The sequence below is a fragment of the Pseudomonas sp. RGM2987 genome, from assembly GCF_022952855.1.
GTDB lineage: Bacteria > Pseudomonadota > Gammaproteobacteria > Pseudomonadales > Pseudomonadaceae > Aquipseudomonas.
Genome location: NZ_JALJDX010000220.1, coordinates 137705 through 160722, shown reverse-complemented (window position 1 = coordinate 160722; position 23018 = coordinate 137705). Strand labels below are relative to the sequence as shown.

The 23018-nt window shown below is 60.9% G+C and carries 21 protein-coding genes and 1 pseudogene; 16 read left to right on the top strand and 6 right to left on the bottom strand.

From position 1 onward, the window contains the following. The first annotated feature begins 29 nt into the window (after positions 1-29). Positions 30-2000 carry a DNA ligase D gene (ligD, locus tag RGM2987_RS25150; RefSeq protein ID WP_245145554.1) on the top strand — a complete coding sequence of 657 codons (1971 nt, stop codon included), beginning with the start codon at positions 30-32 and terminating at the stop codon, positions 1998-2000. Between the two features lie 151 nt (positions 2001-2151). Here ligD and lpxO read toward each other — a convergent pair whose 3' ends face one another. Beyond that, positions 2152-3051: a lipid A hydroxylase LpxO gene (gene lpxO, locus RGM2987_RS25145; RefSeq protein WP_245145553.1), complete on the bottom strand. Its 900-nt coding sequence runs from the start codon at positions 3049-3051 to the stop codon at positions 2152-2154. 403 nt (positions 3052-3454) lie between these two features. Between lpxO and RGM2987_RS25140 the strand changes: the two genes are divergently transcribed. Beyond that, complete coding sequence (locus RGM2987_RS25140) at positions 3455-5041, top strand: ABC-F family ATPase (RefSeq protein ID WP_245145552.1); 1587 nt, start codon at positions 3455-3457, stop codon at positions 5039-5041. Between the two features lie 485 nt (positions 5042-5526). Further along, positions 5527-6720: an MFS transporter gene (locus tag RGM2987_RS25135; RefSeq protein ID WP_245145551.1), complete on the top strand. Its 1194-nt coding sequence runs from the start codon at positions 5527-5529 to the stop codon at positions 6718-6720. Here the strand turns inward: RGM2987_RS25135 and RGM2987_RS25130 are convergent. Together RGM2987_RS25130 and RGM2987_RS25125 are read right to left on the bottom strand one after the other, a co-directional pair. Then, positions 6714-7751, bottom strand: coding sequence for a dienelactone hydrolase (locus RGM2987_RS25130; protein ID WP_245145550.1), 1038 nt, complete (start codon positions 7749-7751; stop codon positions 6714-6716). The two genes, RGM2987_RS25135 and RGM2987_RS25130, sit on opposite strands and share 7 nt — an antisense overlap. Positions 7752-7930: 179 nt before the next feature. Next, the gene (locus RGM2987_RS25125; RefSeq protein ID WP_245145549.1) at positions 7931-8539 is read right to left on the bottom strand and encodes an FMN-dependent NADH-azoreductase; all 609 of its coding nucleotides are present in this window, start codon (positions 8537-8539) and stop codon (positions 7931-7933) included. Between the two features lie 130 nt (positions 8540-8669). Here RGM2987_RS25125 and RGM2987_RS25120 point away from each other — a divergent pair, with 130 nt between their 5' ends. After that, a complete protein-coding gene (locus RGM2987_RS25120; protein ID WP_245145548.1) occupies positions 8670-9578 on the top strand; it encodes a LysR substrate-binding domain-containing protein in 909 nt (302 codons plus the stop codon). Further along, a complete protein-coding gene (locus RGM2987_RS25115; RefSeq protein ID WP_245145547.1) occupies positions 9575-9925 on the top strand; it encodes an MmcQ/YjbR family DNA-binding protein in 351 nt (116 codons plus the stop codon). Before RGM2987_RS25120 ends, RGM2987_RS25115 begins: the two co-directional genes overlap by 4 nt. Here the strand turns inward: RGM2987_RS25115 and RGM2987_RS25110 are convergent. Then, positions 9922-10347 carry a DUF1294 domain-containing protein gene (locus RGM2987_RS25110; RefSeq protein ID WP_245145546.1) on the bottom strand — a complete coding sequence of 142 codons (426 nt, stop codon included), beginning with the start codon at positions 10345-10347 and terminating at the stop codon, positions 9922-9924. The genes RGM2987_RS25115 and RGM2987_RS25110 overlap by 4 nt on opposite strands. Further along, the gene (locus RGM2987_RS25105) at positions 10344-11174 is read right to left on the bottom strand and encodes an undecaprenyl-diphosphate phosphatase (RefSeq protein ID WP_245145545.1); all 831 of its coding nucleotides are present in this window, start codon (positions 11172-11174) and stop codon (positions 10344-10346) included. The genes RGM2987_RS25110 and RGM2987_RS25105 overlap by 4 nt, the downstream gene beginning before the upstream one ends. Before the next feature lie 272 nt (positions 11175-11446). On the opposite strand from RGM2987_RS25105, the gene RGM2987_RS25100 reads away from it, so the two are divergent. From RGM2987_RS25100 to RGM2987_RS25060, 9 genes and pseudogenes are all read left to right on the top strand, one after another. Further along, positions 11447-13081, top strand: a complete 1635-nt coding sequence (locus tag RGM2987_RS25100; RefSeq protein ID WP_245145544.1) for a methyl-accepting chemotaxis protein — start codon at positions 11447-11449, stop codon at positions 13079-13081. A gap of 135 nt (positions 13082-13216) precedes the next feature. After that, a pseudogene (locus RGM2987_RS25095) lies at positions 13217-13312 on the top strand (nicotinamide mononucleotide transporter); the annotation flags it as partial. Positions 13313-13338: 26 nt separating this feature from the next. After that, complete coding sequence (locus RGM2987_RS25090) at positions 13339-13863, top strand: AAA family ATPase (RefSeq protein WP_245145543.1); 525 nt, start codon at positions 13339-13341, stop codon at positions 13861-13863. A gap of 341 nt (positions 13864-14204) precedes the next feature. Then, the gene (locus RGM2987_RS25085; protein ID WP_245145542.1) at positions 14205-14657 is read left to right on the top strand and encodes a hypothetical protein; all 453 of its coding nucleotides are present in this window, start codon (positions 14205-14207) and stop codon (positions 14655-14657) included. 1 nt (position 14658) lies between these two features. Then, positions 14659-15237: an adhesin gene (locus tag RGM2987_RS25080; RefSeq protein ID WP_245145541.1), complete on the top strand. Its 579-nt coding sequence runs from the start codon at positions 14659-14661 to the stop codon at positions 15235-15237. Positions 15238-15299: 62 nt separating this feature from the next. After that, complete coding sequence (locus RGM2987_RS25075) at positions 15300-16274, top strand: heme utilization protein (RefSeq protein ID WP_245145540.1); 975 nt, start codon at positions 15300-15302, stop codon at positions 16272-16274. 66 nt (positions 16275-16340) lie between these two features. Next, a complete protein-coding gene (locus tag RGM2987_RS25070; protein ID WP_245145539.1) occupies positions 16341-17021 on the top strand; it encodes a C39 family peptidase in 681 nt (226 codons plus the stop codon). A gap of 57 nt (positions 17022-17078) precedes the next feature. After that, complete coding sequence (locus RGM2987_RS25065) at positions 17079-17825, top strand: hypothetical protein (RefSeq protein ID WP_245145538.1); 747 nt, start codon at positions 17079-17081, stop codon at positions 17823-17825. 44 nt (positions 17826-17869) lie between these two features. Then, complete coding sequence (locus tag RGM2987_RS25060) at positions 17870-19153, top strand: hypothetical protein (RefSeq protein ID WP_245145537.1); 1284 nt, start codon at positions 17870-17872, stop codon at positions 19151-19153. Positions 19154-19552: 399 nt separating this feature from the next. On the opposite strand, the gene RGM2987_RS25055 is transcribed toward RGM2987_RS25060, so the two are convergent. Continuing rightward, on the bottom strand, positions 19553-20878 hold the full coding sequence (locus tag RGM2987_RS25055) for a sigma-54 dependent transcriptional regulator (RefSeq protein ID WP_245145536.1): 1326 nt from the start codon (positions 20876-20878) through the stop codon (positions 19553-19555). A gap of 341 nt (positions 20879-21219) precedes the next feature. On the opposite strand from RGM2987_RS25055, the gene RGM2987_RS25050 reads away from it, so the two are divergent. Further along, the gene (locus RGM2987_RS25050) at positions 21220-21486 is read left to right on the top strand and encodes a hypothetical protein (protein WP_245145535.1); all 267 of its coding nucleotides are present in this window, start codon (positions 21220-21222) and stop codon (positions 21484-21486) included. 185 nt (positions 21487-21671) lie between these two features. Continuing rightward, positions 21672-22961 carry a hypothetical protein gene (locus tag RGM2987_RS25045; protein ID WP_245145534.1) on the top strand — a complete coding sequence of 430 codons (1290 nt, stop codon included), beginning with the start codon at positions 21672-21674 and terminating at the stop codon, positions 22959-22961. The last annotated feature ends 57 nt before the right edge of the window (positions 22962-23018 follow it).

Here is a 23018-nt window from a genome sequence, read left to right as displayed (position 1 = left end):
AGGATGCCAGCAACACAAGGGAATCTGTCATGGCCAAGGCCGAGCATGAATCTGCCCGCGTTTCCAATGCTGTTCAGGATGAAAAACCAAACCACAGCCGTAAAAGTCAAAAAAACCGGCTCCCCGAGCGCCTGCTGCCACAACTGGCGACGCCGGTGGAGCAGCCGCCCAGCGGCGAGTGGCGCTATGAGGTGAAATTCGACGGTTACCGCTTGCTCGCCCGCATCGAGCAAGGCGACGTGCGCTTGTTCAGCAGCGAGCATCAGGATTGGACCGAACGCCTGCCACTGCACGCCGACGCCCTGGCCGAACTGGGCCTGGGCGACAGTTGGCTGGACGGCGACCTGATCCTGCTGGATGACGCCGGCCAGTCCGACCCGGTTGCCCTGCGCGACGAATTCGAGATCGGTCGCACCGTGGACATGGTCTATGTGCTGTTCGATGCGCCGTTTCTCAACGGTGTGGATTTGCGGCAGACGCCGGTGGAGGAGCGTCGCGCGGCGCTGAAAAAGGTCCTGAGGAATAATGCCAGCAAGCGGCTGAGGTATTCCGAAGCGTTCTGCGCCAGCGAAGACGAGATCCTCGAAAGTGCCAGCGCCCTGGCCCTGGACGGCGTGGTGGGCAAACGCCTGGGCAGTCCTTATGTGTCGCAGCGCAGCAGCGATTGGGTCGATCTCAAGTGTCGGCTGCGCCAGGCTTTCGTCATCGTCGGGTTTACCCGGCCCGCGAGCAGGCGCAACGGCTTCGGCGCGTTACTGTTGGCGGTCAACGCGCCGTCGGGTCTGGAATATGCCGGCAGGGTCAGCGCAGGTTTCACTCAGGCTCAGATCAAGGCGCTGCACGCGCAACTGAGCGCGCAGCTGCGCGTCAACTCACCGCTGGTCAAACCCCTCAGCGGTGCCCAGGAGCGAGATGTGCAGTGGGTTGAGCCTGCCCAGGTCTGTGAGGTGGAGTTCACCGAATGGAGCAGCAGCGGCCTGGTACGTCAGGCGAGCTTCATAGAGCTGCTGGCCGATATGCCGGCAGCGAAAGTGGTGCACGAGCATCCCGTGCCGACCAGGACCCTGAAGTCGAGCGCCAGGCGCATCAGGAAAAAAACCGTAGGGATCGCAGGCGTGACGATTACCCATCCCGAGCGCGTGATCGACAGCGTCAGCGGCGTGCAGAAAGTCGAGCTGGCCCAGTATTACGCCGACATCGCGCCGTGGATCCTGCCCTATCTGCACCAACGGCCCGTTGCCTTGTTGCGCGCACCGGACGGGATCGGCGAGGAGCAATTTTTCCAGAAGCACGCTGACCGCCTGGACATTCCCCACATCAAGCAATTGAGCCCACAACTGGACCCGGGGCATGCCGCGCTGATGGAAATCGACAGTGTGCAATCGCTGGTCAGCGCCGCACAGATGGGCAGCGTCGAACTGCACACCTGGACCGCCACCCATGAGCGGATCGAAACGCCGGACCTGTTTGTCCTGGACCTCGACCCCGATCCCTCGCTGCCTTGGAGTGCCATGCTCGAAGCGACTCGCATGACCTTGTCACTGCTCGACGAACTGGGGTTACAGGGTTTCCTCAAGACCAGCGGCGGCAAAGGCATGCATGTGATCGTACCGCTGGCGCGCAGTGAACACTGGGACACGACCAAGGCATTCGCCAAGGCCATCTCGCAGTTCCTGGCCCGCCAGATGCCCCAACAGATTACTGCCACCATGGGGCCGAAGAACCGGGTCGGGAAAATCTTCGTCGATTACCTGCGCAATGCCCGCGGCGCCAGCACCGTGACCGCCTACTCGGTCCGCGCCCGGCCTGGCCTGCCGGTCTCGGTCCCGATTGCCCGGGCCGAACTGGATGGCCTGCGTAATGCCCAGCAGTGGGACATCAACACCGCGTTGGAACGGGCCAGGGGGTTGAAAGCCGATCCATGGGAGGGCTACAGCCACCGTCAGCGGATCACGACCAGGATGTGGGAGCAGTTGGGGGCGCAAGCGCCTAAAGGATAAGCACCGATCACCTGGCAGTAGCCAAACCTGTGGCGAGGGAGCTTGCTCCCGCTCGAGTGCGCAGCGCTCGCAAGCTTTTTTGGGGCCGCTTCGCAGCCCAGCGGGAGCAAGCTCCCTCGCCACAAGGGTCTGTGTTGTAGAAAGATCGTGCTCAGATCCAGACAAAAATCGCCAGCAACCCACCGAAGAACGCCCATTTCTGCACGTAGTACAGCTTGCGATTACGCTTTTTCAGGGCCTTGCCTTGCAAGCGGATCTTGTACAGGCGGGAAAACGCCCGGTTCAAGCCACCGGTCTTGTCACCGGCATCGTTGGGCGCGCCGGCGGCGGCCATCACGGTACGGCTGAACCAGCGGTTGAACGCGGTGGCCCAGCGATACTTCATCGGGCGCTCGATGTCGCAGAACAAAATGATGCGGTTATGCGGCGTCTTGTTTTCGGCGTAGTGAATGAATGTCTCGTCAAACACCACCGCCTCGCCATCGCGCCAATGGTATTGCTCACCGTCGACATTGATGTAGCAGCCGGCGTCGTTGGGCGTCTCCAGGCCCAGGTGATAGCGATAGGACCCGGCATAGGGGTCGCGGTGGCGCACCAGTTTCGATCCCGACGGCAACTCGGCGAACATCGCCGCCTTGATCGAACCGATGCTCTGCACCAGCTCCGTAGTGCGCGGGCACAACTTCATGGCCGATGGATGGCTGTCGCCGTACCACTTCAGGTAGAAACGCTTCCAACCGGTCTTGAAGAACGAGTTGAAGCCCACGTCGTCGTACTGATTGGAGCGTTTGATCTCCCCTGCCCGCAGCAGATCCTGGCCTTCGGCACGGATTTCTTCCCAGTGCGCCTGCAACGGGCTCAGGTCGGGGAAATCCTCCGGACGCAGGAACGCCCGGTTGGGCAGTTTCGAGCACAGGTACAGCAGGCAGTTGATCGGCGCGAGAAACGAGGAGTGATCGCTCAACTGGCGACCGAGCTTATGCCGCACGCGACCGCGCAGGTGCACATAAGCAATGGAAACGATGTAGAGCGCGACAATGATGAGTTTCACGGAGTCCGTCACCAAGCAGGAGTGAACAGGCTGCCCTCTTCGGCCAACCCAGCGGCAAGGAAGATGGCATCGGGTGAGATGGCAATTTAGCCACATTTTGTAACCGAGGGTTATCCCAGACTTGTGAAAAACTGTCTTGCGCGGGCAACACCCTATCGTTAAGGCGGCCAGATCAGTACAATCGCCGCCAAACTTTGCGCGCCCCCTTTGGCCGACACCGCTCACCCGGTTTCGGCGCACGTCTACCCGGACCAGGCGCTCCGTATGCAGCTGTCCTCTTATGCCGGATGGACCCTTGCGCTTGCGACCGCGACGCCTTTGCACGGCCGGTAGTTGCGCAAACAGGTACTGAACAGGTACTGCCGCACCCTTAGCTACTCTGAATGTTCCGCAGGATAAACCTTTGATCTCTACAGCTAACATCACGATGCAGTTCGGCGCCAAGCCGCTGTTCGAAAACGTCTCGGTCAAGTTTGGCGCGGGCAACCGCTATGGCCTGATCGGCGCCAACGGTTGCGGCAAGTCGACCTTCATGAAAATCCTCGGCGGCGACCTCGAGCCATCCGGCGGCCAGGTGATGCTCGAGCCGAACGTGCGCCTGGGCAAGCTGCGCCAGGATCAGTTCGCCTACGAGCAGTTCACCGTGATCGACACCGTCATCATGGGTCATGAAGAGCTGTGGAAGGTCAAGGCCGAGCGAGATCGCATCTACTCGTTGCCGGAAATGACCGAAGAAGACGGCATGGCCGTCGCCGAGCTGGAAACCGAGTTCGCCGAGATGGACGGCTACACCGCCGAATCCCGTGCCGGCGAGTTGCTGCTGGGCCTGGGTATTCCCCTGGAGCAACATTTCGGCCCGATGACCGAAGTCGCTCCAGGCTGGAAACTGCGGGTATTGCTGGCCCAGGCACTGTTCTCCAATCCGGAAGTGCTGTTGCTCGACGAACCGACCAACCACCTGGACATCAACACCATTCGCTGGCTGGAAAACATTCTCACGGCGCGTAACAGCACCATGATCATCATTTCCCACGACCGGCACTTCCTCAACAGTGTCTGCACCCACATGGCCGACCTGGACTACGGCGAGCTGCGCCTGTTCCCGGGCAACTACGACGAATACATGATCGCGGCCACCCAATCCCGCGAGCAGTTGCTGTCGGACAACGCCAAGAAAAAGGCCCAGATCGCCGAACTGCAGACCTTCGTCAGCCGCTTCTCGGCCAACGCCTCCAAAGCCAAGCAGGCGACATCCCGTGCCAAGCAGATCGACAAGATCCAGCTGGCCGAGGTCAAGCCGTCGAGCCGCGTTAGCCCGTTCATCCGCTTCGAACAGACCAAGAAGCTGCATCGCCAGGCGGTGACCATCGAGCGCATGTCCAAGGGCTTCGACGGCAAGACCCTGTTCAAGAACTTCAGCTTCACCGTCGAGGCCGGCGAGCGCGTGGCGATCATCGGCCCCAACGGCATCGGCAAGACCACTCTGCTGCGCACCCTGATGGGCGAGCTAACCCCGGACGCAGGTTCGGTGAAGTGGACCGAAAGCGCGGAGCTGGGCTACTACGCCCAGGACCATGCCCATGACTTCGAAGACGACGTCAGCCTGTTCGACTGGATGGGCCAATGGACCCAAGGCGAACAGATGATCCGTGGCACCCTGGGTCGCATGCTGTTTTCCAACGACGAGATCCTCAAGTCGGTCAAGGTCATCTCCGGTGGTGAACAGGGACGCATGCTGTTTGGCAAACTGATCCTGCAGAAGCCGAACGTCCTGGTGATGGACGAACCGACCAACCACCTGGACATGGAATCCATCGAGGCCTTGAACCTGGCGCTGGAAAACTACCCCGGCACCCTGATCTTCGTCAGCCACGACCGTGAGTTCGTATCGTCCCTGGCCACCCGCATCATCGAATTGAGCGCCGATGGCGTGGTGGACTTCAGCGGCACCTATGATGACTACCTGCGCAGTCAGGGTGTGATGTTTTAAAGCGGCAAGCTGCAAGTTAAAGCCCTGTCCCTGGTGACGGGGCTTTTTGCATTCATATGTCTACAGAACCGTAGATGTGGGAGCAAAGCTTGCTCGCGATGGGGTTGTGCCAGTCGACATCCCCACCACTGACCCACCGCTATCGCGAGCAGGCTCGCTCCCACAGGGGTTTGTGGTGCACCGGACCTTGTAGACGCCACCTTAACCAATGTGGGAGCGGGCTTGCGCGAAGGGGCCCGGTCAGCCGACATCTCCTTTTCTGACTTACAGCATTCGCGAGCAAGCCCGCTCCCACAGGATTCTGTGGTGTACCGAGAACTTGTAGCCCCCTCGCCCACCGTGGGAGCGAGCCTGCTCGCGATGAGACCCTGACATCCAGCACAAATTGAAACCACTTACGCATACCCATTTAGTTAGCCTGCTTTCTTTTATCCCCGCCTCGCGCCATGATGAAGCTCTCTTACCGCCGCCCGCGAACGAGCCTCATGCCCACGCAGCCTGCCGCCCCCAGTTCACTGTCGATCACCTTGCAGATCGTCTCCATCGTCTTCTACACCTTTATCGCGTTTCTCTGCATCGGCCTGCCGATTGCCGTACTGCCGGGCTATGTGCATGAGCAGCTGGGCTTCAGCGCGGTGGTGGCCGGGTTGACCATCGGTTCGCAATACCTGGCCACACTGCTCAGCCGCCCCATGGCCGGGCGGCTGTCAGACAGCGTCGGCACCAAGCGGGCGATTGTCTATGGCTTGTCGGGGATTGTGCTCAGCGGCGCGCTGACGTTGCTCTCTACGCTATTACAGAGCCTGCCATTGACCAGCCTGTTGATTCTGATTGCCGGGCGCTTGCTGCTGGGTGTGGCCCAGGGGCTGATTGGCGTGGGCACCATCAGTTGGTGCATGGGCCAAGTTGGGGTGGAACATACGGCGCGCTCGATTTCCTGGAATGGCATCGCCTCGTACGGCGCCATCGCCATTGGCGCCCCGCTGGGAGTGGTGATGGTGCAAGCGCTGGGGTTCGCCAGCCTGGGCATTGTCTTGTCATTGCTGGGCGGCGCGGCGCTGTTGCTGATCCGCAACAAGCCATCGGTACCGGTCATCCGCGGTGAGCGGCTGCCCTTCTGGGCGGTGTTCGGGCGCATTGCACCGTACGGAGCCGGCCTGAGCCTGGCCTCGATCGGCTACGGCACGCTCACGACATTCATCACCCTGTTTTATGCCAGCCGCGGCTGGACCGGCGCCGCCTGGTGCCTGACGGTCTTCGGCATCTGCTTCATCCTGGCGCGGCTAGCGTTCATTTCCAGCATTGCCCGCTTCGGCGGATTCAACTCGGCCATCGCCTGCATGAGCATCGAAACCCTGGGGCTGGTGTTGCTCTGGGTTGCACCGAGCACCGCCTTCGCCCTGGTCGGGGCCGGGCTGGCCGGCTTCGGGCTGTCCCTGGTGTACCCGGCGCTTGGCGTCGAAGCCATCAAGCAGGTGCCAAACACCAGCCAAGGCGCAGGCTTGAGCGCCTATGCGGTGTTCTTCGACCTGGCGCTGGCGATAGCCGGCCCCCTGATGGGCGCGGTTGCCTTGAACATGGGCTATTCGTCGATCTTTTTCTGCGCCGCATTGCTGTCCATTACCGGACTGGGCCTGACCCTGCTGCTGCGTCGCCGCGCGGTAAAAGCCGATTACTGATCGGCGGTCCTCATCCCGGCCCGGCTTGGCTTGCCCAAGGCCTGAGTGAAGAAACGGTCGGCCTCGGTGATCATCGTGCGGTGGATGTCCTTGCGATCGACCCCGTCGGCATCGGTGCACAGCGCCGGCATCGCGGCGATCTGCTCGTCGGTGCACGGCGCCAGGAATACAAAGTGCCCGGCGCCGACCAGGGTCTTGAAGTCCGGAGCAATGGGCAGCTTGCGGGCCAATGCCGCGGCGTTCTTGTCGAAAGCCACCAGCTTGTCACCGTCGCCGCTGTAGAGCAGCACCGGCACATGCACATCGGCCAGGGTATGACGGCCGAACTTCAGGCTCAACGGTGCCATCAGCAACAAGGCCCGGACCCTGGGATCGGCCTCAGGTTGCAGGTCGTCGCGGTCGGCGATCAGCTCGCCCTGGGTGTTGCAGGCATCACGGTCGTCCGGCCGCTCCTGGCAATAACGCCGCAGCCGATTGAGATCCGGCGTGGCTCCGGACAGAATCAGCGCAGTCTCGCCACCGGCGGAATAGCCAATCACCCCGACCTGCCCGGCATCGACGAACGGCGCCAGCATCGGGTCGTTCAGCGTCGCGGTGATCGCCTGGGAAATCTGGATCGGTCGCCCATACAGGTTGCTAAGAGTGCCGAGCCGGCTGTGATCCTGGGCGTTATCGCCGGGATGAATCACCGCCACCACCACGAAACCCTTGCGCGCCAGTGACGTGGCCAGGTCATGCAGGGCCAGTGGGGTACCGGTGTTGCCATGGGACAGCATCAGCAGGGGGAAGCGGCCGATGGCGATCCTGGCGTCGGGCGCAGCGTCGATCTGGTAGCCACCCAGCGGGCTGGATTGCTCCGCATCGGTGGAAGGATAGAAAGCGATGGCGTGCATCGGCTGTTGATCCAGCGGATCGAGAAAAACCAGCTCATGGAAACCCGCGCTCCAATGCGCACGCAACCCAGGCGCGGCCTGCACCGAAGCCAGGCTGCCGAACAGGCAAAGCAGTATGGCTGCACCAAGACGTATCATCGCACTTTCCACTTTCACCGCTTGGCGGCACGCCAGCGACTCACAGCCCTGGCCTGCATAACCTGCGCCAGAAGCCCAACGCCAGACGCAGAAAAACCCTGCACCCTGACCATCCAATGACGATCAGAGTACAGGGTTTTGCGAAGGTTGCCCCCAGCGCGTGTTTTTTTACCCAAGCCTTACGCAGCGGCGAACTGTTCGCCGATCTGCGCCTTGGCTTCGTTCATGCCTTTGGCGCGCATTTCGTCACCCTTGGCCAGCCCTTCGGCGCGGACGAACTCAATGTCAGTGATGCCGAGAAAACCGAACATCACCTTCAGGTAATCCTCATGGCCCACGCCGCTCGGCTGGCCGGCATGCAGGCCGCCGGCGGTGGAGACGATCACCAGCTTCTTGCCACCGCACAAGCCTTCAAAGCCGGCTTCGGTGTAGCGAAAGGTCTGGCCGGCCACCGCGATGCGGTCAATCCATGCCTTGAGCTGGGTCGGAATGCTGAAGTTGTACATGGGTGCGGCGATGACAATCGCGTCGGCGGCCTGGAATTCGGCCATCGTCGCGGTGCTGAGCTCAGCCTCGTGTTGCAGGGCAGCGTCGCGCAGTTCCGCACGGGTGCCGGCGGCAACCAGGGTCTGGGCGGAGAAATGGCTGATGGCGTCGGCGGCTAGGTCGCGGTAGGTCACCACGGTTTGTGGCTCGGCGGCTTTCCAGGCTTCCACCACTTCACGGCTCAATTGGCGGGAAGCGGAGTTGTCGCCAAGGATGCTGGAATCGATGTGCAAGAGTTTCATAAAAGTGCTCTCCAAGTGAGGATCGCAACCAGGCGATCAATTGCGGACAATCCTATCGATGAAACCAATGGCCGATAAGTCGGTAAAAATGCGATAGTTCGTCCCACTGACAGGACAATCGAGCCCAGCCATGCAAGACCTCAACGATCTGTACTACTTCGCCAAAGTCGTCGAGGCCGGCGGTTTCGCGGCGGCCGGGCGTGCGCTGGGCATTCCCAAGTCGCGGCTGTCGCGGCGCATCGCCGAGCTGGAAGAACGCCTGGACGCCCGCCTGCTGCAACGCACCACCCGGCAGTTGAAACTGACTGCAGTGGGCGAACGTTATTTGCGCCATTGCCAGGCGATGTTGCTGGAGGCGGACATGGCTGCCGAGGCGGTGGCGAGCATGTCCAGCGCGCCGCGCGGCCGGCTTCGGGTCTCAAGCCCGGTAGGCCTGGCCCATGAAGTGTTGGCCGGGTTGGTCGCCAGTTTCCTGGAGAAATATCCCCAGGTTCAGTTGGAGATGATCCTGCTCAATCGCCGCGTGGACCTGATCAGCGAGGGCATCGATGTCGCGTTGCGGGTGCGCGACGTCGGCGATGAAGACCCACTGCTGATGACCCGGCGCCTGCGCCAGGCACGGCTGATCATGGTGGCCAGCCCGGCATTCGTCGAAGGGCGACGGATCGAAACGCCCGCGGATCTCAGGCAGCTACCGGTACTCGGAGCACTGGAAGCTGATCGCCTGGTGCACTTGCGGCTGCTCCAAGGCGATGGGCAAAGTGTCGAGATGGCGCTGGAAGCACGCCTGGGCATCGACGATTTCATCGTTCGCCGCGCCTGCGCCCTCGCCGGCCTGGGCTTCACGCTGCTGCCAACCATGTACTGTGAGCAGCAATTGCAGGACGGCACGTTAGTGGAGTTATTGCCAGGGTGGGCATTGCCCGATGGCTGGCTGCAAGCGGTATATCCGCACCGTCGAGGCGTGTTGCCGGCGGTCAGGGCATGGATCGACCATCTGGTGGCAGCATTCAATCACTGTGGAGACAGGACGTTATGAGTTTGAGCGAAGAGCAGGTCGCGCAGTTTTGCCTGGCCTTGCCCGGGGCCCGGGAAGATTACAAGTGGGGTGGCGTGCGGGTGTTTTCCATCGCCGGCAACAAGATGTTTGCCCTTCAGGGCCTGCGCGGGGACTCACTGGCGTTCAAGGTCGACAAGGATCTGTTTCTCGGCCATTGCGACCGTCCCGGCATTCATCCGGCGCCTTATCTGGCGCGGGCCCAATGGATCATCATGCAGGTGCCCTATCCGCTGGGCGCCGAGGAGCTGCGTGGCCTGCTGCAACGCTCCCACCAACTGGTGGTGAGCAAATTGCCCAAGCGCACGCAGGTCGGCCTGCTGATCTAGAACAAGGCCAGCAGGCGTCCGAGGAACAACTGGTCGATCCAGAACACTTGGTGCAGCAGCACAATGAACCAGAACACCATCTGAAACGACACCTTGCGGGTCTTGTGGCGAAACACTTGCTGGGCCAGCAGTGCCCCAGGCCAGCCGCCCGCCAGCTCCACCGCGTGCAAGACGTTCTCCGGGGTGCGCCAAGCGTCGGCACGGGCCTTACGCTTGTCATTCCAGTACAGCAGGAACGCCACCGCGCTGACGATGCCATAAGCCACCATCGGCACCCACGATACTGCCCGTAGACCGAGCAACAGCGAACCGGTCAGTGGCAAGGCACACAACAGCACAAACACCATCAGCTTCAGCCGCGGGTTCTGCACAGTGCCGTCGGTGTTGCGCACGGTGCCTCTGCGCCGGCCTGAATCGTTCATGGCTTGGCGGCGGTCCAGTCGACCCAGCCAAATTGCCAGGTCGCCAGGATCAGCAGGCCGAAAGCGATCCGGTACCAGGCAAACACTGCGTAGCTGTGACTGGCGATGAAACGCAACAGGCCCTTGACCGCGATCATCGCGAAAATGAACGCGGTGACGAAGCCGATGGCGAATACCGGGAAGTCCGCCGGGACGAACAGCTCGCGGTACTTGTAGCCGGAATAGACCGCAGCGCCGACCATGGTCGGCATTGCCAGGAAGAACGAAAACTCGGTCGCGGTCTTGCGCGACAGCCCGAACAGCAAGCCGCCGATAATCGTCGAGCCGGAACGGGAGGTGCCGGGGATCATCGCCAGGCACTGGGCCAGGCCGACCTTCAGGGCTTCTTTCCAGGTGATGTCGTCCACCGTTTCGGCGTGCACCTGATGCTGGCGTTTTTCCGCCCAGAGCATCACGAAGCCACCGATCACCAGCGCCGCGGCCACGGTGATCGGGTTGAACAGGTAATGGTGAATCCAGTCGGCCAGCAATACGCCCAGTACCACCGCAGGCAGGAAGGCGATCAACAGATTGACGGTGAAGCGCCGGGCGCTGGGTTGAGTGGGCAAGCCCAGTACCACGTCAAAGATCTTGCGCCGAAACTCCCAGATCACCGCCAGAATGGCGCCCAACTGAATGATGATATTGAATGCCATCGCGCGCTCGCCACCGAACCCAAGCAAGTCGGCGACGATGATCTGGTGCCCTGTGCTTGAAATCGGCAGAAACTCCGTCAAGCCCTCTACCACGCCAAGAATCAGTGCCTGAAAGGCCGTCCACAAATCCATTCATCCCCCAAAAACGAGCTTTCTATGCAGGTCTCGTCATGTTCAAGTATTTTGCAAGTGCACGCAGCGGGCCGCACGATAACTGTGACGGGTCTAAAAAAACCAATGAAACAATCAACTTGCGCTCAGGTTTTGCGCTGCGGGGCCGAAATCCTATCAGACAAGCCCTGATAACGCTGCCGCGTTATGCCTGAGGTGGGTCGGGCGCGCCAGCAGGATGCAACAGCGCCCATGGCGGTCGATGACAAGAATAAAAACCGGAGTAATAGCGTATGAATAGCTTGCGCAGTGTGTCGATCAGCCGACGCTTGTGGCTCATCCTGGTCGTAGCCATCGTGATGTTGTTCACGCTGGGCGCCTTGATGCTCAAACAGATCCACAATGACCTTTATCAGGCCAAAGTGCAGAAAACCCAGCATGTGGTGCAGACCGCCAGTGGTGTGCTGACTTACTACCATGGCCTGGAAACGGCCGGCACCCTGACCCGCGATGCCGCGCAGAAACAAGCGCTCAGTGCCGTGCGCGGCCTGCGCTACAACGACACCGACTATTTCTGGATCAACGACCTGACACCCGTCATGGTCATGCACCCGACCAACCCGAAACTGGAAGGCCAGAACCTCTCGGCGATCCGCGACCCGAACGGTTTTGCGCTGTTCAACGAGATGGTTGCCATTGCCAAGTCCAAGGGCGCGGGGATGGTGGACTACCTCTGGCCCAAGCCAGGCGCCGAGGCGCCGGTGGGCAAGACCTCCTACGTCAAATTGTTTGAGCCATGGGGCTGGGTCATTGGCTCAGGGGTCTACATAGATGACGTGCAGGCTGAATTCCAGACCCAATTGATCAAGGCTTCGCTGATTGGCCTGGCGATCACCCTGGTCATGGCCCTGCTGCTGACGCTGATCGTGCGCAGTATCGTGCGGCCATTGCAGGAGACCGTTAACGCCATGGCCAACATCGCCAGCGGCGAAAGCGACCTGACCCGCACCCTCGACACCCACGGCCAGGACGAAGTCACCCAGTTGGCGCGGCACTTCAACGCTTTCACCGCCAAGCTGCGCCAGGTGGTCGGCCAGTTGCAGGACTCGGCCAGTGCGCTGGGGCAGTCCTCCAACGAATTGGGCAACGACGCCACCCAGGCCCAGGAACGCAGCCAGCAGCAGTCGCAACAGATGGAACTGGTCGCTACGGCCATCAACGAAGTGACCTATGGCGTACAGGATGTAGCGAAGAACGCCGAGCACGCCGCCAGCGAAATGCGCGACGCCGAATCCCAGGCCCAACAGGGCCAGGTCAACATCGATGGCAGCTTGCAGCAGATCGACCGACTCTCCCAGACCATCGACCAGGCAGTGGAAGTGATCCGCACCCTGGCGAGCGAAAGCACGCAGATCGGCAGCGTCCTGGAGGTGATCCGCTCGATTGCCGAGCAGACCAACCTGCTGGCCCTGAACGCCGCGATCGAAGCGGCCCGTGCCGGGGAACAGGGCCGTGGCTTTGCGGTGGTGGCCGATGAAGTACGGCTGCTGGCCCAGCGCACCCAGAAGTCCACCGCTGAAATCCAGGCGATGATCGAACGCCTGCAAAACCATTCCGAAGCCGCGGTGAAAGTCATCAGCGACAGCAGCCGTGCTTCGCAACTGACCATCGAGCAGGCCGGCCTGGCAGGCGCCAGCCTCAACGCCATCGGCCAGGCCCTGCGCAACCTCAACAGCCTGAACGCGTCCATTGCCAGCGCCACCCTGCAACAGGCCCACGTGGTGGAAGACATCAACCAGAACGTCACCCAGGCCGCCGGCCTGTCCCACAGCACGGCCCTGGCGGCCGAGCAATCGAGCCTGGCGAGCACTCGTCTCAAGGCGCTGAGCGAACAGTTGAATGGGTTGCTCAAGCAGTTTCGGGTTTGAGTGATGCCTCTCTGTCGGCGCTGACTCCCACAGAGGGTTGGTATGCTTCAGCAGCACATCCGAACATTGAAGTTGGAGCTGCCCCCGCCAACCCGTTTACAATCGCCGCCCTCTCCCACTTCCCAAGGAACCACCATGTCCGGGCTTGAACTGTTTGCCGCAGCCCTCGGCGTGATCGCTGTCTGGTTGACCGTCAAGCAGAACCCCTGGGGCTGGCCGATCGGGCTGGTATGGCGCCTCGATCCGGCCCTGGGCTCATGAAAGTGCTGGTATTGACCGGCCCCGAATCCAGCGGCAAGAGTTGGCTGGCAGCGCAGTTGCAGGCGCACTTTGGTGGTTTGCGGGTCGATGAATACGTTCGCCATTTCATGGAACAGAACCTGCGCGATACCTGCCTGGCTGACATCACCGACATCGCAACCGGGCAACTGGCCTGGGAAGACACGGCCCGTGCCCGCCGGCCGGGCCTGCTGATCCTCGACACTCACCTGCTGAGCAACATCCTCTGGAGCCAGACCCTGTTCGGCGACTGCCCGAGCTGGCTCGAACCGGCCTTGTTGTCGCGCCATTACGACTTGCATCTGCTGCTGAGCCCCGAGCAAGTGGAGTGGACGGGCGATGGTTTGCGCTGCCAACCGGACCTGGCGCAACGCAAAGTGTTTTTCGACGCCATCGAGGCTTGGCTGGCCCATCACGGGCAGCCCTACGAGGTCATCGAAGGTAACTGGACGCAACGCCGGGACCGGGTGTTTGTCGCTGTTTCCCAACTGTTGGATACCTGACCCCGACGCGGAACTTCATCTCCCGAATCCCGGGCATCTGTTTCATGCCTGAAACAGCCTTTAGGCGCAGACCCCGGATCCAAAGCGGCTTCAACCGATTGTCAGCAAGACTGTAAGGCAGCTGAAACACCCTCCCAAAGCATGGATCCAGAGCCCTCGACCGCAGCCGTCTCGCTTGCCATCGAGCGCCTTGTCTCAGCGATGAAACAGATTCCCCGTGCAAGGCCACCTACCTAAATACAACCCCATGAATCTAAAAGGATTTATTAAAGCGGCACGGCACCTGCTCTACACCTTCGCGACGCTGACTAGGGCCAGCGGTAAAAGAAGGAATAGATGCCATGGGGATTTTCGATACAGGCGTGACCTGCCTGCTGCTGATCGGCTGCGCCGCTGGCGTCTCGTTCAGCTTGCCGGTACAGGCCGAGGGCAACGGCGTGATTGTATTAAGCCGGGATGTCCAACCCATCGCCATCGGTCGTAACGGTGGCAAAGACCCCTACCCGACCACCGTCAATGCCAATCCATCGGCGCGAATCAACCAGGCGACCACCAGCACCGAGCTGAGCGATGGCGAATTCGCCAGTGTTGCCAGCGGCTCTTCGATCCGCAATTCCATGAGCAGCAATACCAATACCGGCGTGCAGGGTTTGAACGTGGTCACCAACCCCAACGGCATGCCCGGCATGGGCGCCGGTCACGGGGGCGGCAGCGGCGGCGCGATCTCCGGCACCATCAACCGCTCGCTGAGTTCCGGCCTGGCGCCCCTGGGCCGGCTGGCGGGAGGCCAGTGACATGAAGCCAGTCCTGTTCCTGCTTGCCCTGCTCGGCTCTTCCATCGCCCTTGCCGATCCGGGCGTGGCGCGGGTCAACAACGCCAACCTGCAGGATTCCGGCGGCCATTACAGCGGCAACTTCAACGTCAACCAGGCGGCCGGCGACCAGACCCAACAGACCAACGCCCGGGCGATCGCGATCGGCACCGGCGCACAGGCCACCACCAGCGTGCAGCAACGCCTCGACACGCCGGCCGACCCTTCCATGAACGCCACCGCCCGCATCGGCGGCAACTCTTTCACCAATGGCAACGGGGTGCTGGGCGTCAACCAGTCCGCCGGGGCCAACAACCAGATGGCCAATGTCATGCGAGTGGGCATCAGTGCCCATCCGCAGAGCATTGACGACAGCGCCCTTTCTCAACAGAACGTGGCGTTGCTACCGAACTCAGGAGCAACTGGCGCCCCAACCGGCAGCCGCCAGGTCGTCACCAGCGACCAGGCCTTCACCGGCAGCCGAGGGGTTATCCAGGTGAACCAGAGTGCCGGGGTGGGGAACCGCATGGCTAACACCCTGAGCATCCGGGTCGCTGACTGATCCGGCGCAGTGCGCATTAGAAAGTACTGACACTTAACCAACGACAAGCAAGGAGAAACACCATGAAACCTACAATGGCGCTCAAACCATTGGTTTTCGCTCTCGCCGCTGTCATGGCAATGGCTGCACAGGCCGGAGGAAACGATAACAACGGGCACGGCCATGGCAACCATGGTCCAAAAGGCCCAACGTGGCAGGAACAACTGTCCATCACCGCCGGTGCTGCGGCCTCGGTAATGGATGAGCAGAACAGCGACGGCAACGTGGTCACCAACCAGGCCACCAAAAACACCGCAGAAGCCAAAGACTCGCTCAATGGCAGCAACGGCAACATGGGCGCCAACGTTGCTGGCGGCGACGGCAACCAACAAGACAACGCCGCAGCCCTGGCCACCGCTGATGAGAGCTTCATCTTCGGCTCGGCTGTCGCCATGTCCAGCGCAACTCAAGTCAATACCAACAACTACGTCAAAAACAACTCGACCCAAAACAATGCCTCGCTCACCAATGCGGGCAACAACGGCTCCGGCAACATCGGCATCAACGTGACCGCCGGCAACTTCAACCAACAGAAAAACAACCTGGCCATCGCCGTATCCGGAGGCCGTGTTGCAACAGCCGCTGCTGCGGCCGACCAGACCTCCACCGGCCTGGAAGTCGACAACAAAGGCGTGCGGACCTACAAAACCGACACCCTCACCAGCACCTACAAAGCCAACGGCACGTTCAAGGCCAAAGGCGAAGGCACTGCCGAAAGCGACAACCATGGCGGCTGGGACAACAAAGGCGGCTACGGTGGTGGTCACGATGACGACAAGTTCAAGTTCACCGCGGTGGGGACTTTCGAACTGGCCGGCAGCAACACTCAGCAAGTGCTGACCCGCGATGGCTGGAAAAACCCTGTGATCAACAACGCCACCATGAGCAACTCGATGAACGGCTTCTCCGGCAACGGCGGCGCCAACGTCTCGGCTGGCGTGGGTAACCAGCAGAGCAACTCGCTGTCTATTGCTGCTGGCTGCAAATCCTGCATGTAAGCGCGCATGAAACGAAGCCCCGGAAACGGGGCTTCTTTTCCAGGACTCTCAAAAGGCGTATCAGTCATGCGTGCGACTGCCCTTTCCCTGCTGCTGTGCATGGCCTGCGTTGCTGAAGCTGCGCAGATGCCCGTCGCCGCCTTGCCTGGCGGCATGCTGGTTTACAAACCGGTACAAAGCCTGCGTGAGCGCAAGTTCAGCGACATTGTCGAGCAGAAAACCGATTTCAGTTGCGGCGCCGCCGCGCTGGCCACGGTGCTGCGCCAGGCCTATTGGCTGGATGTCGATGAAGAACACGTCATCAAGGGCATGCTGGTCAATGCCAATCAGGACCTGGTTCGTACCCAAGGCTTCTCCATGCTCGACATGAAGCGTTATGTCGAAACCATCGGCATGCGCGCCCGAGGCTATCGGATACCGCCCGAAAAAATCGAAGCGGTGACGATTCCGGTAGTGGTCCTGATGGATATACGCGGCTACAAGCACTTCGTGGTGTTGCAGCGCGCCGACAAGCAATTTGTGTACATCGCCGACCCGGTTCTGGGACACAAGCGCTACGCCCATGACGATTTCGTCAAAGGCTGGAACGGCATCGTCTTTGCCATTGTCGGTCCCGGTTATGACAAGACCAACGCACTGCGCAGCCCACCGCAACCGCTGACGGCACGTAACAAGCTGGACGGTTTCAACCCGGTCCGGGATGCAGAACTGATGGATTTCGGCTTCATACAGAGCGACTTTTTCTAGTCGACGACCTACTGCCAAAATAAATACAAGAGGAGCAGGACGCTCCGGGAGCTACACATGAAAACGTCACATTGGCTGACGTTGGCCTGCCTGGCCGCGACTGCCTCGGGCTATGCCCATGCTGGATTCAAACCGATCGAAATCAAGGACCAGGAGCTTTCCGAGCTGCGCGGTCGTTACGTCATGCCGGGTCGAGTCATCAGCTTCGGCATCGTCATGAGCAGTACCTGGCGCAACGCCAGCGGCGACCTGATCGGCGCCACCAGCGCCATGCAGATCCAGGCCGCGACGGTCAAACCTCAATTCTATGTGTCCACCATCACGCAGACCGGCAATGGCAGCGTCCCGGAACAGGGCAGCGGCAACATCACCGGTGGCGCAGGCCTGGGAACCAGCCAGGGCGTGACCCAGAGCGTACGTGCCGCCGGCGACGGCAACACGGCTTATAACAATGTCAGCATCAACGTCAGAGAAAGCAACCAGGCGCCGGCGCTGGTGCCTTCTCAGGGCCAGCTGCTGACCAGCGGCCAGACTATCAGCGGCAGTAATGCCGCTGGCAGCGTCGCGGTCACCGCCACCGGCAACGGCGTACAGATGGCGATCCAGGCCAGCCAGAACCAGGGCAGCGCTCTGCAACAAGTGGCCCAGGGTGGCCTGCTGCAAAACACCCGCCTGCTGGGCAACAGCAACCTGGTGAACAACCTGACCCAACTCAACGTGGTACTGAACAATAACGGCCCCAGCGCCGGAGCGTTGGACTGCAATCTGACCCAATTACGTGGGCTACGCACCCTTGGATATTGAACTACGCTGCTGACGACCATTGGGCAAATAGGGACGGCACCTTCATGTATCGATCCGTATCGTTGCGCGCTGTCATGTGCTTTAGCACGCTGTTGCCGGCGACCGTGTTGCACGCGGCGCCGGACGCGGATATCGAAGCTCTGAAGCAGGAGCTCCTGGAGTTGAAACAGCGATACGAGGTCCAGCAAAAAGCCTTGGCAGTGCTCGAGCAGCGGGTCCGTCAGGTTGAAGATCAACCCGCTGCACCACCCCCTAAACGCCTGGCCAAGTCCCCTGCCGACATGAAGGGCAACCAGACCGTGGCCGACGGTGGCGCGCCTACCGCCGGCGGTAGCGGCTACGGACAATCCCTGGCCGACGATTCGCAACCGGCCCAGAGCGTTTCCAACCTCTACGACGAGGCCAGCGGCTTCTTCGGTGGCGGCAAGTTCAGTTTCGAAACCGGCGTGACCTATTCGCGCTACGACACGCGGCAATTGATCCTCAACGGTTTCCTGGCCCTGGATTCGATTTTCCTGGGCAACATCAACCTGGACCGGATCAAGGCCGACACCTGGACACTGGATCTGACCGGCCGCTACAACTTTGACAATCGCTGGCAGTTCGACCTTAACGTGCCGGTGATCTACCGCGAGTCGACGTATCAGTCCGGCGGTGCCAACAACGGTGCTGCGGGCGTCACCAGCGAAGAAACCGTGACCCGCGACCCGACCATCGGCGACGTTAACTTCGGCATTGCCTACAAGTTCATGGATGAGTCGGTCGACACACCGGATGCGGTGGTTACCCTGCGGGTCAAGGCCCCGACTGGCAAGGACCCGTTCGGCATCAAGCTGCGCCAGTCCCAGGCCAATACCAACCTGTTCGTGCCTGAAGATCTGCCCACCGGCAACGGCGTGTGGTCAATCACGCCGGGGCTCTCGCTGGTCAAGACCTTCGACCCGGCCGTGCTGTTCGGCACCCTGTCCTATACCCATAACCTGGAAGAGTCGTTTGACGACATCAGCTCCACCGTCAACCAGAAGATTCCCGGTAAGGTGCGGATCGGCGACAGCTTCCAGATCGGCGCGGGCATCGCCTTTGCGTTGAATGAGAAGATGAGTATGTCGTTCTCGGTCTCCGACCTCATCCAGAAGAAAAGCAAGCTCAAGCAGGACGGAGGGGATTGGGAATCAGTGGTCTCCAGCGACGCCAACGCCGGCTACTTCAACATCGGCATGACCGTCGCCGCCACCGACAACCTGACCATCGTGCCCAACCTGTCCATCGGCCTGACGGACGATGCGCCGGACTTCACCTTCAGCCTGAAATTCCCGTATTACTTCTGACATACCGCTCCCCCCACCCTGTGGGAGCCAAGCTTGCTCGCGATGGCGGTAGATCAGTTGCATATTCGTGGCGGACCCGACGCCATCGCGAGCAAGCTCGCTCCCACAGGGGGCTGTGTCGTTTGCAAAATTGATGGTCAGCGCAAATCCATTGTGGGAGCGGGCTTGCTCGCGAAGGCGGTGAGCCTGTCCCCTGATTCTTGACTGACACACTGCAATCGCGAGCAGGCTCGCTCCCACAGGGGGCTGTGTCGTTTGCAAAATTGATGGTCAGCGCAAATCCAATGTGGAGCGGGCTTGCTCACGATGGCGTCGGGTCAGCAGCCTTGATGTTGACTGACACACTGCAATCGCGAGCAAGCCCGCTCCCACAGGGTTACCTTCCACCTTCGGGTTGGGTCAACGAATCTGGTGCTTGTGCAACAACCGATAGAACGTCGGCCGTGATACGCCCAGGACCCTGGCGGCCACGCTCAGGTTGTCGCTGTGGCGGTTGAGCACGTCACTCAGCGCCTGGCGCTCGGCGCGGGTCTTGTAGTCTTCCAGCGTGCCCATCGGGGCGACAACGCCATGGTGACTGGCCAGGCCGAGATCCCGGGCCTCGATCTGCCGCCCCTCCGCCAGCACCAGTCCACGACGGACACGGTTGGCCAGTTCCCGGACGTTGCCAGGCCAGTCGTGCATGCCCATCGCCACCAGTGCGTCCTCGCTGAAGCTGCGGGGTCGACGGCCGGTTTCCTGGCTGTAGAAATGCGAGAAGTGACTGGCGAGCATCGCCAAGTCACCATGACGGTCACGCAACGGCGCCATGACCACCTGCAAGACATTCAGGCGATAGTACAAATCCTCGCGAAAGCGCTTGAGCTCAATGGCCGCTTCAAGGTCAACGTGGGTCGCTGCCAGCACGCGCACATCGACCGCAATCGGCTGGCTGCCTCCGACCCGCTCAATGTGTTTTTCCTGCAGGAAACGCAGCAAGTTGGCCTGCAACTCCAACGGCAGGTCACCCACTTCATCCAGAAACAGCGTGCCGCCGTGGGCCGCCTCGATCCGCCCGATCTTGCGCTGGTGGGCGCCGGTGAAAGCGCCTTTCTCGTGGCCGAACAACTCAGACTGGATCAGATGCTCCGGAATGGCACCGCAGTTGATGGCAATGAACGGTTTGTTACGCCGGTGTGACTGAAAATGCAGCGTACGAGCGACCAACTCCTTGCCGGTGCCGCTCTCTCCGCGAATCAATACCGGTGACTCGGTGGGCGCCAGTTTGCCGAGCAATTTGCGCAGCTCACGGATCGGTCGGCTGTCACCCAGCAATTCATGTTCAGGCTGGTCGACATGAACCGAACCCTGCCCGCGCAGGCGCGCCATGCCGAACGCCCGGCCCAGCGTCACCTGGACCCGGGAAACGTCAAACGGCAAGGTATGGAAATCGAAAAACCATTCGCAGACAAAATCACCGACATTCTGCAGGCGCAACACCTCCTGGTTGAGCACCGCAATCCATTCGGCGCCGCTGCGGCTGATCAATTCCTTGACCGCTTCAGGGCGCTCCAGATGAAACGGCTGCAAGCGTAGAAGGCCGACGTCACACGCCCGATCACCGGCGTGTTCCAGAGCACAGCTATCCACATTCCACCCTACGCTGCGAAGACCGGGCAGCAGGCGATGGCAATCATCGCAGGGATCAACCACGAGCAGACGACGCGACGTACTGGCTTCGATCATGACTGATCCTTGGCGCCAAAATAAGGAAATGTGATTAGAAACAGTCGTTTGGCAAACCTGCATGTAACAGTAGCAAGAAGTTGACACCCCCTTGTATCGATTGATTATTGAGTGGGCATGAAAGTGGTTATAAGACGGCGTTTCGTTAGTTATCCCTTATGGATTTCTTTCACCTTCCTTTCAAACAAAAGCCTTTAAGCCAGGTCTGAAAGAAATTCGAAATTTATTCAAAGATTGTGTGACCCGCCCCCGGGTTCGGGACATCAGTACAAGTAACCTGCCGCACGGCACGCCCAACCGACGGCACATCATTTGATTGGGCATATTGAAGAGAAAACGCCATGAACGCCCCGCTCCGTATCAACGAAGCTCTTTTGATAGCCGACCGCGCCTTTCGTCCTTTCCAATGCGTGGCCTGGGCTCCACAAGACGGTAACGGTGAACTCAGCCTGACCGTCATCGACCGCACCAATACCCATATTGGTCGCAAGCAGATTCCGAGCAGCGCCTATACCGATCCGGCTCAACTGGCCGATCTGTTGAAGCAGGCCCGTGCCGAACTGAGCCAGGAAGGCTACAAGTTGCAATCCTGGTCGATGCCAGAATAAAGCCGCCGATTCAGCCTGTTACAGATGGCAGGCTGGACGTTGGGTCGCAAAGCCATTGTTATGGCACGAATCGCCCATGCTTCTGTACGACCTGACAGTTGTGCGTAGTCGCGTTCAGGGATTGAATGTTGCCCTCATGCAGTCGTCGCCCTTCCGGGTCGGTCGACGCGCAAGGAGAGGCATGCATGCACGATCGATCCGCGTTTGCGCTGGCACCGGCCGAGATCCAGGCGGGGCAATTTGACCCAGGCTTTGCCGACAACGGTAAAGCCTGGATTGATTTTGAAGGCAGCACATCGAGCCTGACCACCGGGTTGGCCCTCGACCATGCCGGGCGGGCGCTGGTGGCGGCCCGGATCAACACCGCCCAAGGCAGCCGGTTCGGGCTGGCGCGACTCAACCATGACGGATCGACCGATACGAGTTTCGGAACCGACGGCTGTGTGATCGGAGCCTTTGAACACGGCTTTGAAGCGACGGCGGGCAAGGTCATTGAATTGTCCAACGGACAAATCCTGCTGTCGGGGCTGCACTACGAAGACAACGATCACACCCTTCCCGCCCTCGCGCTGTTCGATCGACAAGGCCGCCCGGTACGCAGTTTCGGCAATGCCGGCCGGCGGATCATCAAGCTCTGCGGCAACCTGTCCCAAGGCCTGCGTGACCCCTGGCTGCCGCCCGGCGTACCCGGCCTTGAAGCCTGTGACATGCAGGTACAAGCCGATGGCCGGATCCTGCTGTTGGCCAACCATCACTTTCAACTGTCCGATCACGTCGGCGTGCTGATCCGGCTCCTGCCGGACGGAGAATTGGACAGCTCATTCAATGGCCGTGGCTTTGTGATGGTCCGGCGCCTGTTGAAAAATACCTGGCTGGGCTGCCTGGCACTCCAGGCCGACGGCAATATTGTCGTCGGCGGTGCGATCGACATGCCCCAGCAAGGCCTGATCGCGCGCTACGATCCCAGCGGCCGGCTCGATGAAACCTTCGGCGAGGCAGGTTTCATGTCCATCAAGGCACAAGACCACAGCGTGATGGTCAGCCAGATCGTCCAACATGCCAACGGTGACTTGCAGGCGTTCGGCAGCAGCCGTGACCCGATGCACAGCCTGTCGCTGAAAGTGCGCCAGGACGGCGAGCCGGACCGCCACTGCAACCAGGGTCAGTGCCAGCTCCTACAGGTTGGACGCAGCCCCAGCCAATGGACCGCCGCCCAGGTTCAACCGGACGGGAAACTGGTAACGGCCGGAGCGACCATCGGCGGTATCGAGGCTGACTTCCTGCTGGCCCGGCATCTGCCGGACGCCAGTCTTGACCCGGATTTCGGCCAGGGCGAAGGCTGGGTTCGCACGCGACTGGGCTACAGCCTGGACACCGCCACCGCCCTGGCGGTACAGGCCGATGGAAAGATCCTGGTAGGGGGTTACTCCCTCAACGGCAGTTATCGAGCAGTGGTAGCACGGTACTGGGCCTGAGGCGCAATGGGGTGGCGACCGGTATTTATTCCTACCCTTGATATTCCCCATTTCTTA

Bases quoted from the DNA above. Each gene is read 5' to 3' on its own strand.
- RGM2987_RS25060 (WP_245145537.1), top strand. From the start codon at position 17,870: ATGTATCGATCCGTATCGTTGCGCGCTGTCATGTGCTTTAGCACGCTG.
- RGM2987_RS25135 (WP_245145551.1), top strand. From the start codon at position 5,527: ATGCCCACGCAGCCTGCCGCCCCCAGTTCACTGTCGATCACCTTGCAG.
- RGM2987_RS25070 (WP_245145539.1), top strand. From the start codon at position 16,341: ATGCGTGCGACTGCCCTTTCCCTGCTGCTGTGCATGGCCTGCGTTGCT.
- RGM2987_RS25050 (WP_245145535.1), top strand. From the start codon at position 21,220: ATGAACGCCCCGCTCCGTATCAACGAAGCTCTTTTGATAGCCGACCGC.
- RGM2987_RS25125 (WP_245145549.1), bottom strand. From the start codon at position 8,539: ATGAAACTCTTGCACATCGATTCCAGCATCCTTGGCGACAACTCCGCT.
- RGM2987_RS25045 (WP_245145534.1), top strand. From the start codon at position 21,672: ATGCACGATCGATCCGCGTTTGCGCTGGCACCGGCCGAGATCCAGGCG.
- RGM2987_RS25090 (WP_245145543.1), top strand. From the start codon at position 13,339: ATGAAAGTGCTGGTATTGACCGGCCCCGAATCCAGCGGCAAGAGTTGG.
- RGM2987_RS25065 (WP_245145538.1), top strand. From the start codon at position 17,079: ATGAAAACGTCACATTGGCTGACGTTGGCCTGCCTGGCCGCGACTGCC.
- RGM2987_RS25110 (WP_245145546.1), bottom strand. From the start codon at position 10,347: ATGAACGATTCAGGCCGGCGCAGAGGCACCGTGCGCAACACCGACGGC.
- RGM2987_RS25105 (WP_245145545.1), bottom strand. From the start codon at position 11,174: ATGGATTTGTGGACGGCCTTTCAGGCACTGATTCTTGGCGTGGTAGAG.
- ligD (WP_245145554.1), top strand. From the start codon at position 30: ATGGCCAAGGCCGAGCATGAATCTGCCCGCGTTTCCAATGCTGTTCAG.
- RGM2987_RS25130 (WP_245145550.1), bottom strand. From the start codon at position 7,751: ATGATACGTCTTGGTGCAGCCATACTGCTTTGCCTGTTCGGCAGCCTG.
- RGM2987_RS25085 (WP_245145542.1), top strand. From the start codon at position 14,205: ATGGGGATTTTCGATACAGGCGTGACCTGCCTGCTGCTGATCGGCTGC.
- RGM2987_RS25080 (WP_245145541.1), top strand. From the start codon at position 14,659: ATGAAGCCAGTCCTGTTCCTGCTTGCCCTGCTCGGCTCTTCCATCGCC.
- RGM2987_RS25100 (WP_245145544.1), top strand. From the start codon at position 11,447: ATGAATAGCTTGCGCAGTGTGTCGATCAGCCGACGCTTGTGGCTCATC.
- RGM2987_RS25115 (WP_245145547.1), top strand. From the start codon at position 9,575: ATGAGTTTGAGCGAAGAGCAGGTCGCGCAGTTTTGCCTGGCCTTGCCC.
- RGM2987_RS25055 (WP_245145536.1), bottom strand. From the start codon at position 20,878: ATGATCGAAGCCAGTACGTCGCGTCGTCTGCTCGTGGTTGATCCCTGC.
- RGM2987_RS25120 (WP_245145548.1), top strand. From the start codon at position 8,670: ATGCAAGACCTCAACGATCTGTACTACTTCGCCAAAGTCGTCGAGGCC.
- RGM2987_RS25075 (WP_245145540.1), top strand. From the start codon at position 15,300: ATGAAACCTACAATGGCGCTCAAACCATTGGTTTTCGCTCTCGCCGCT.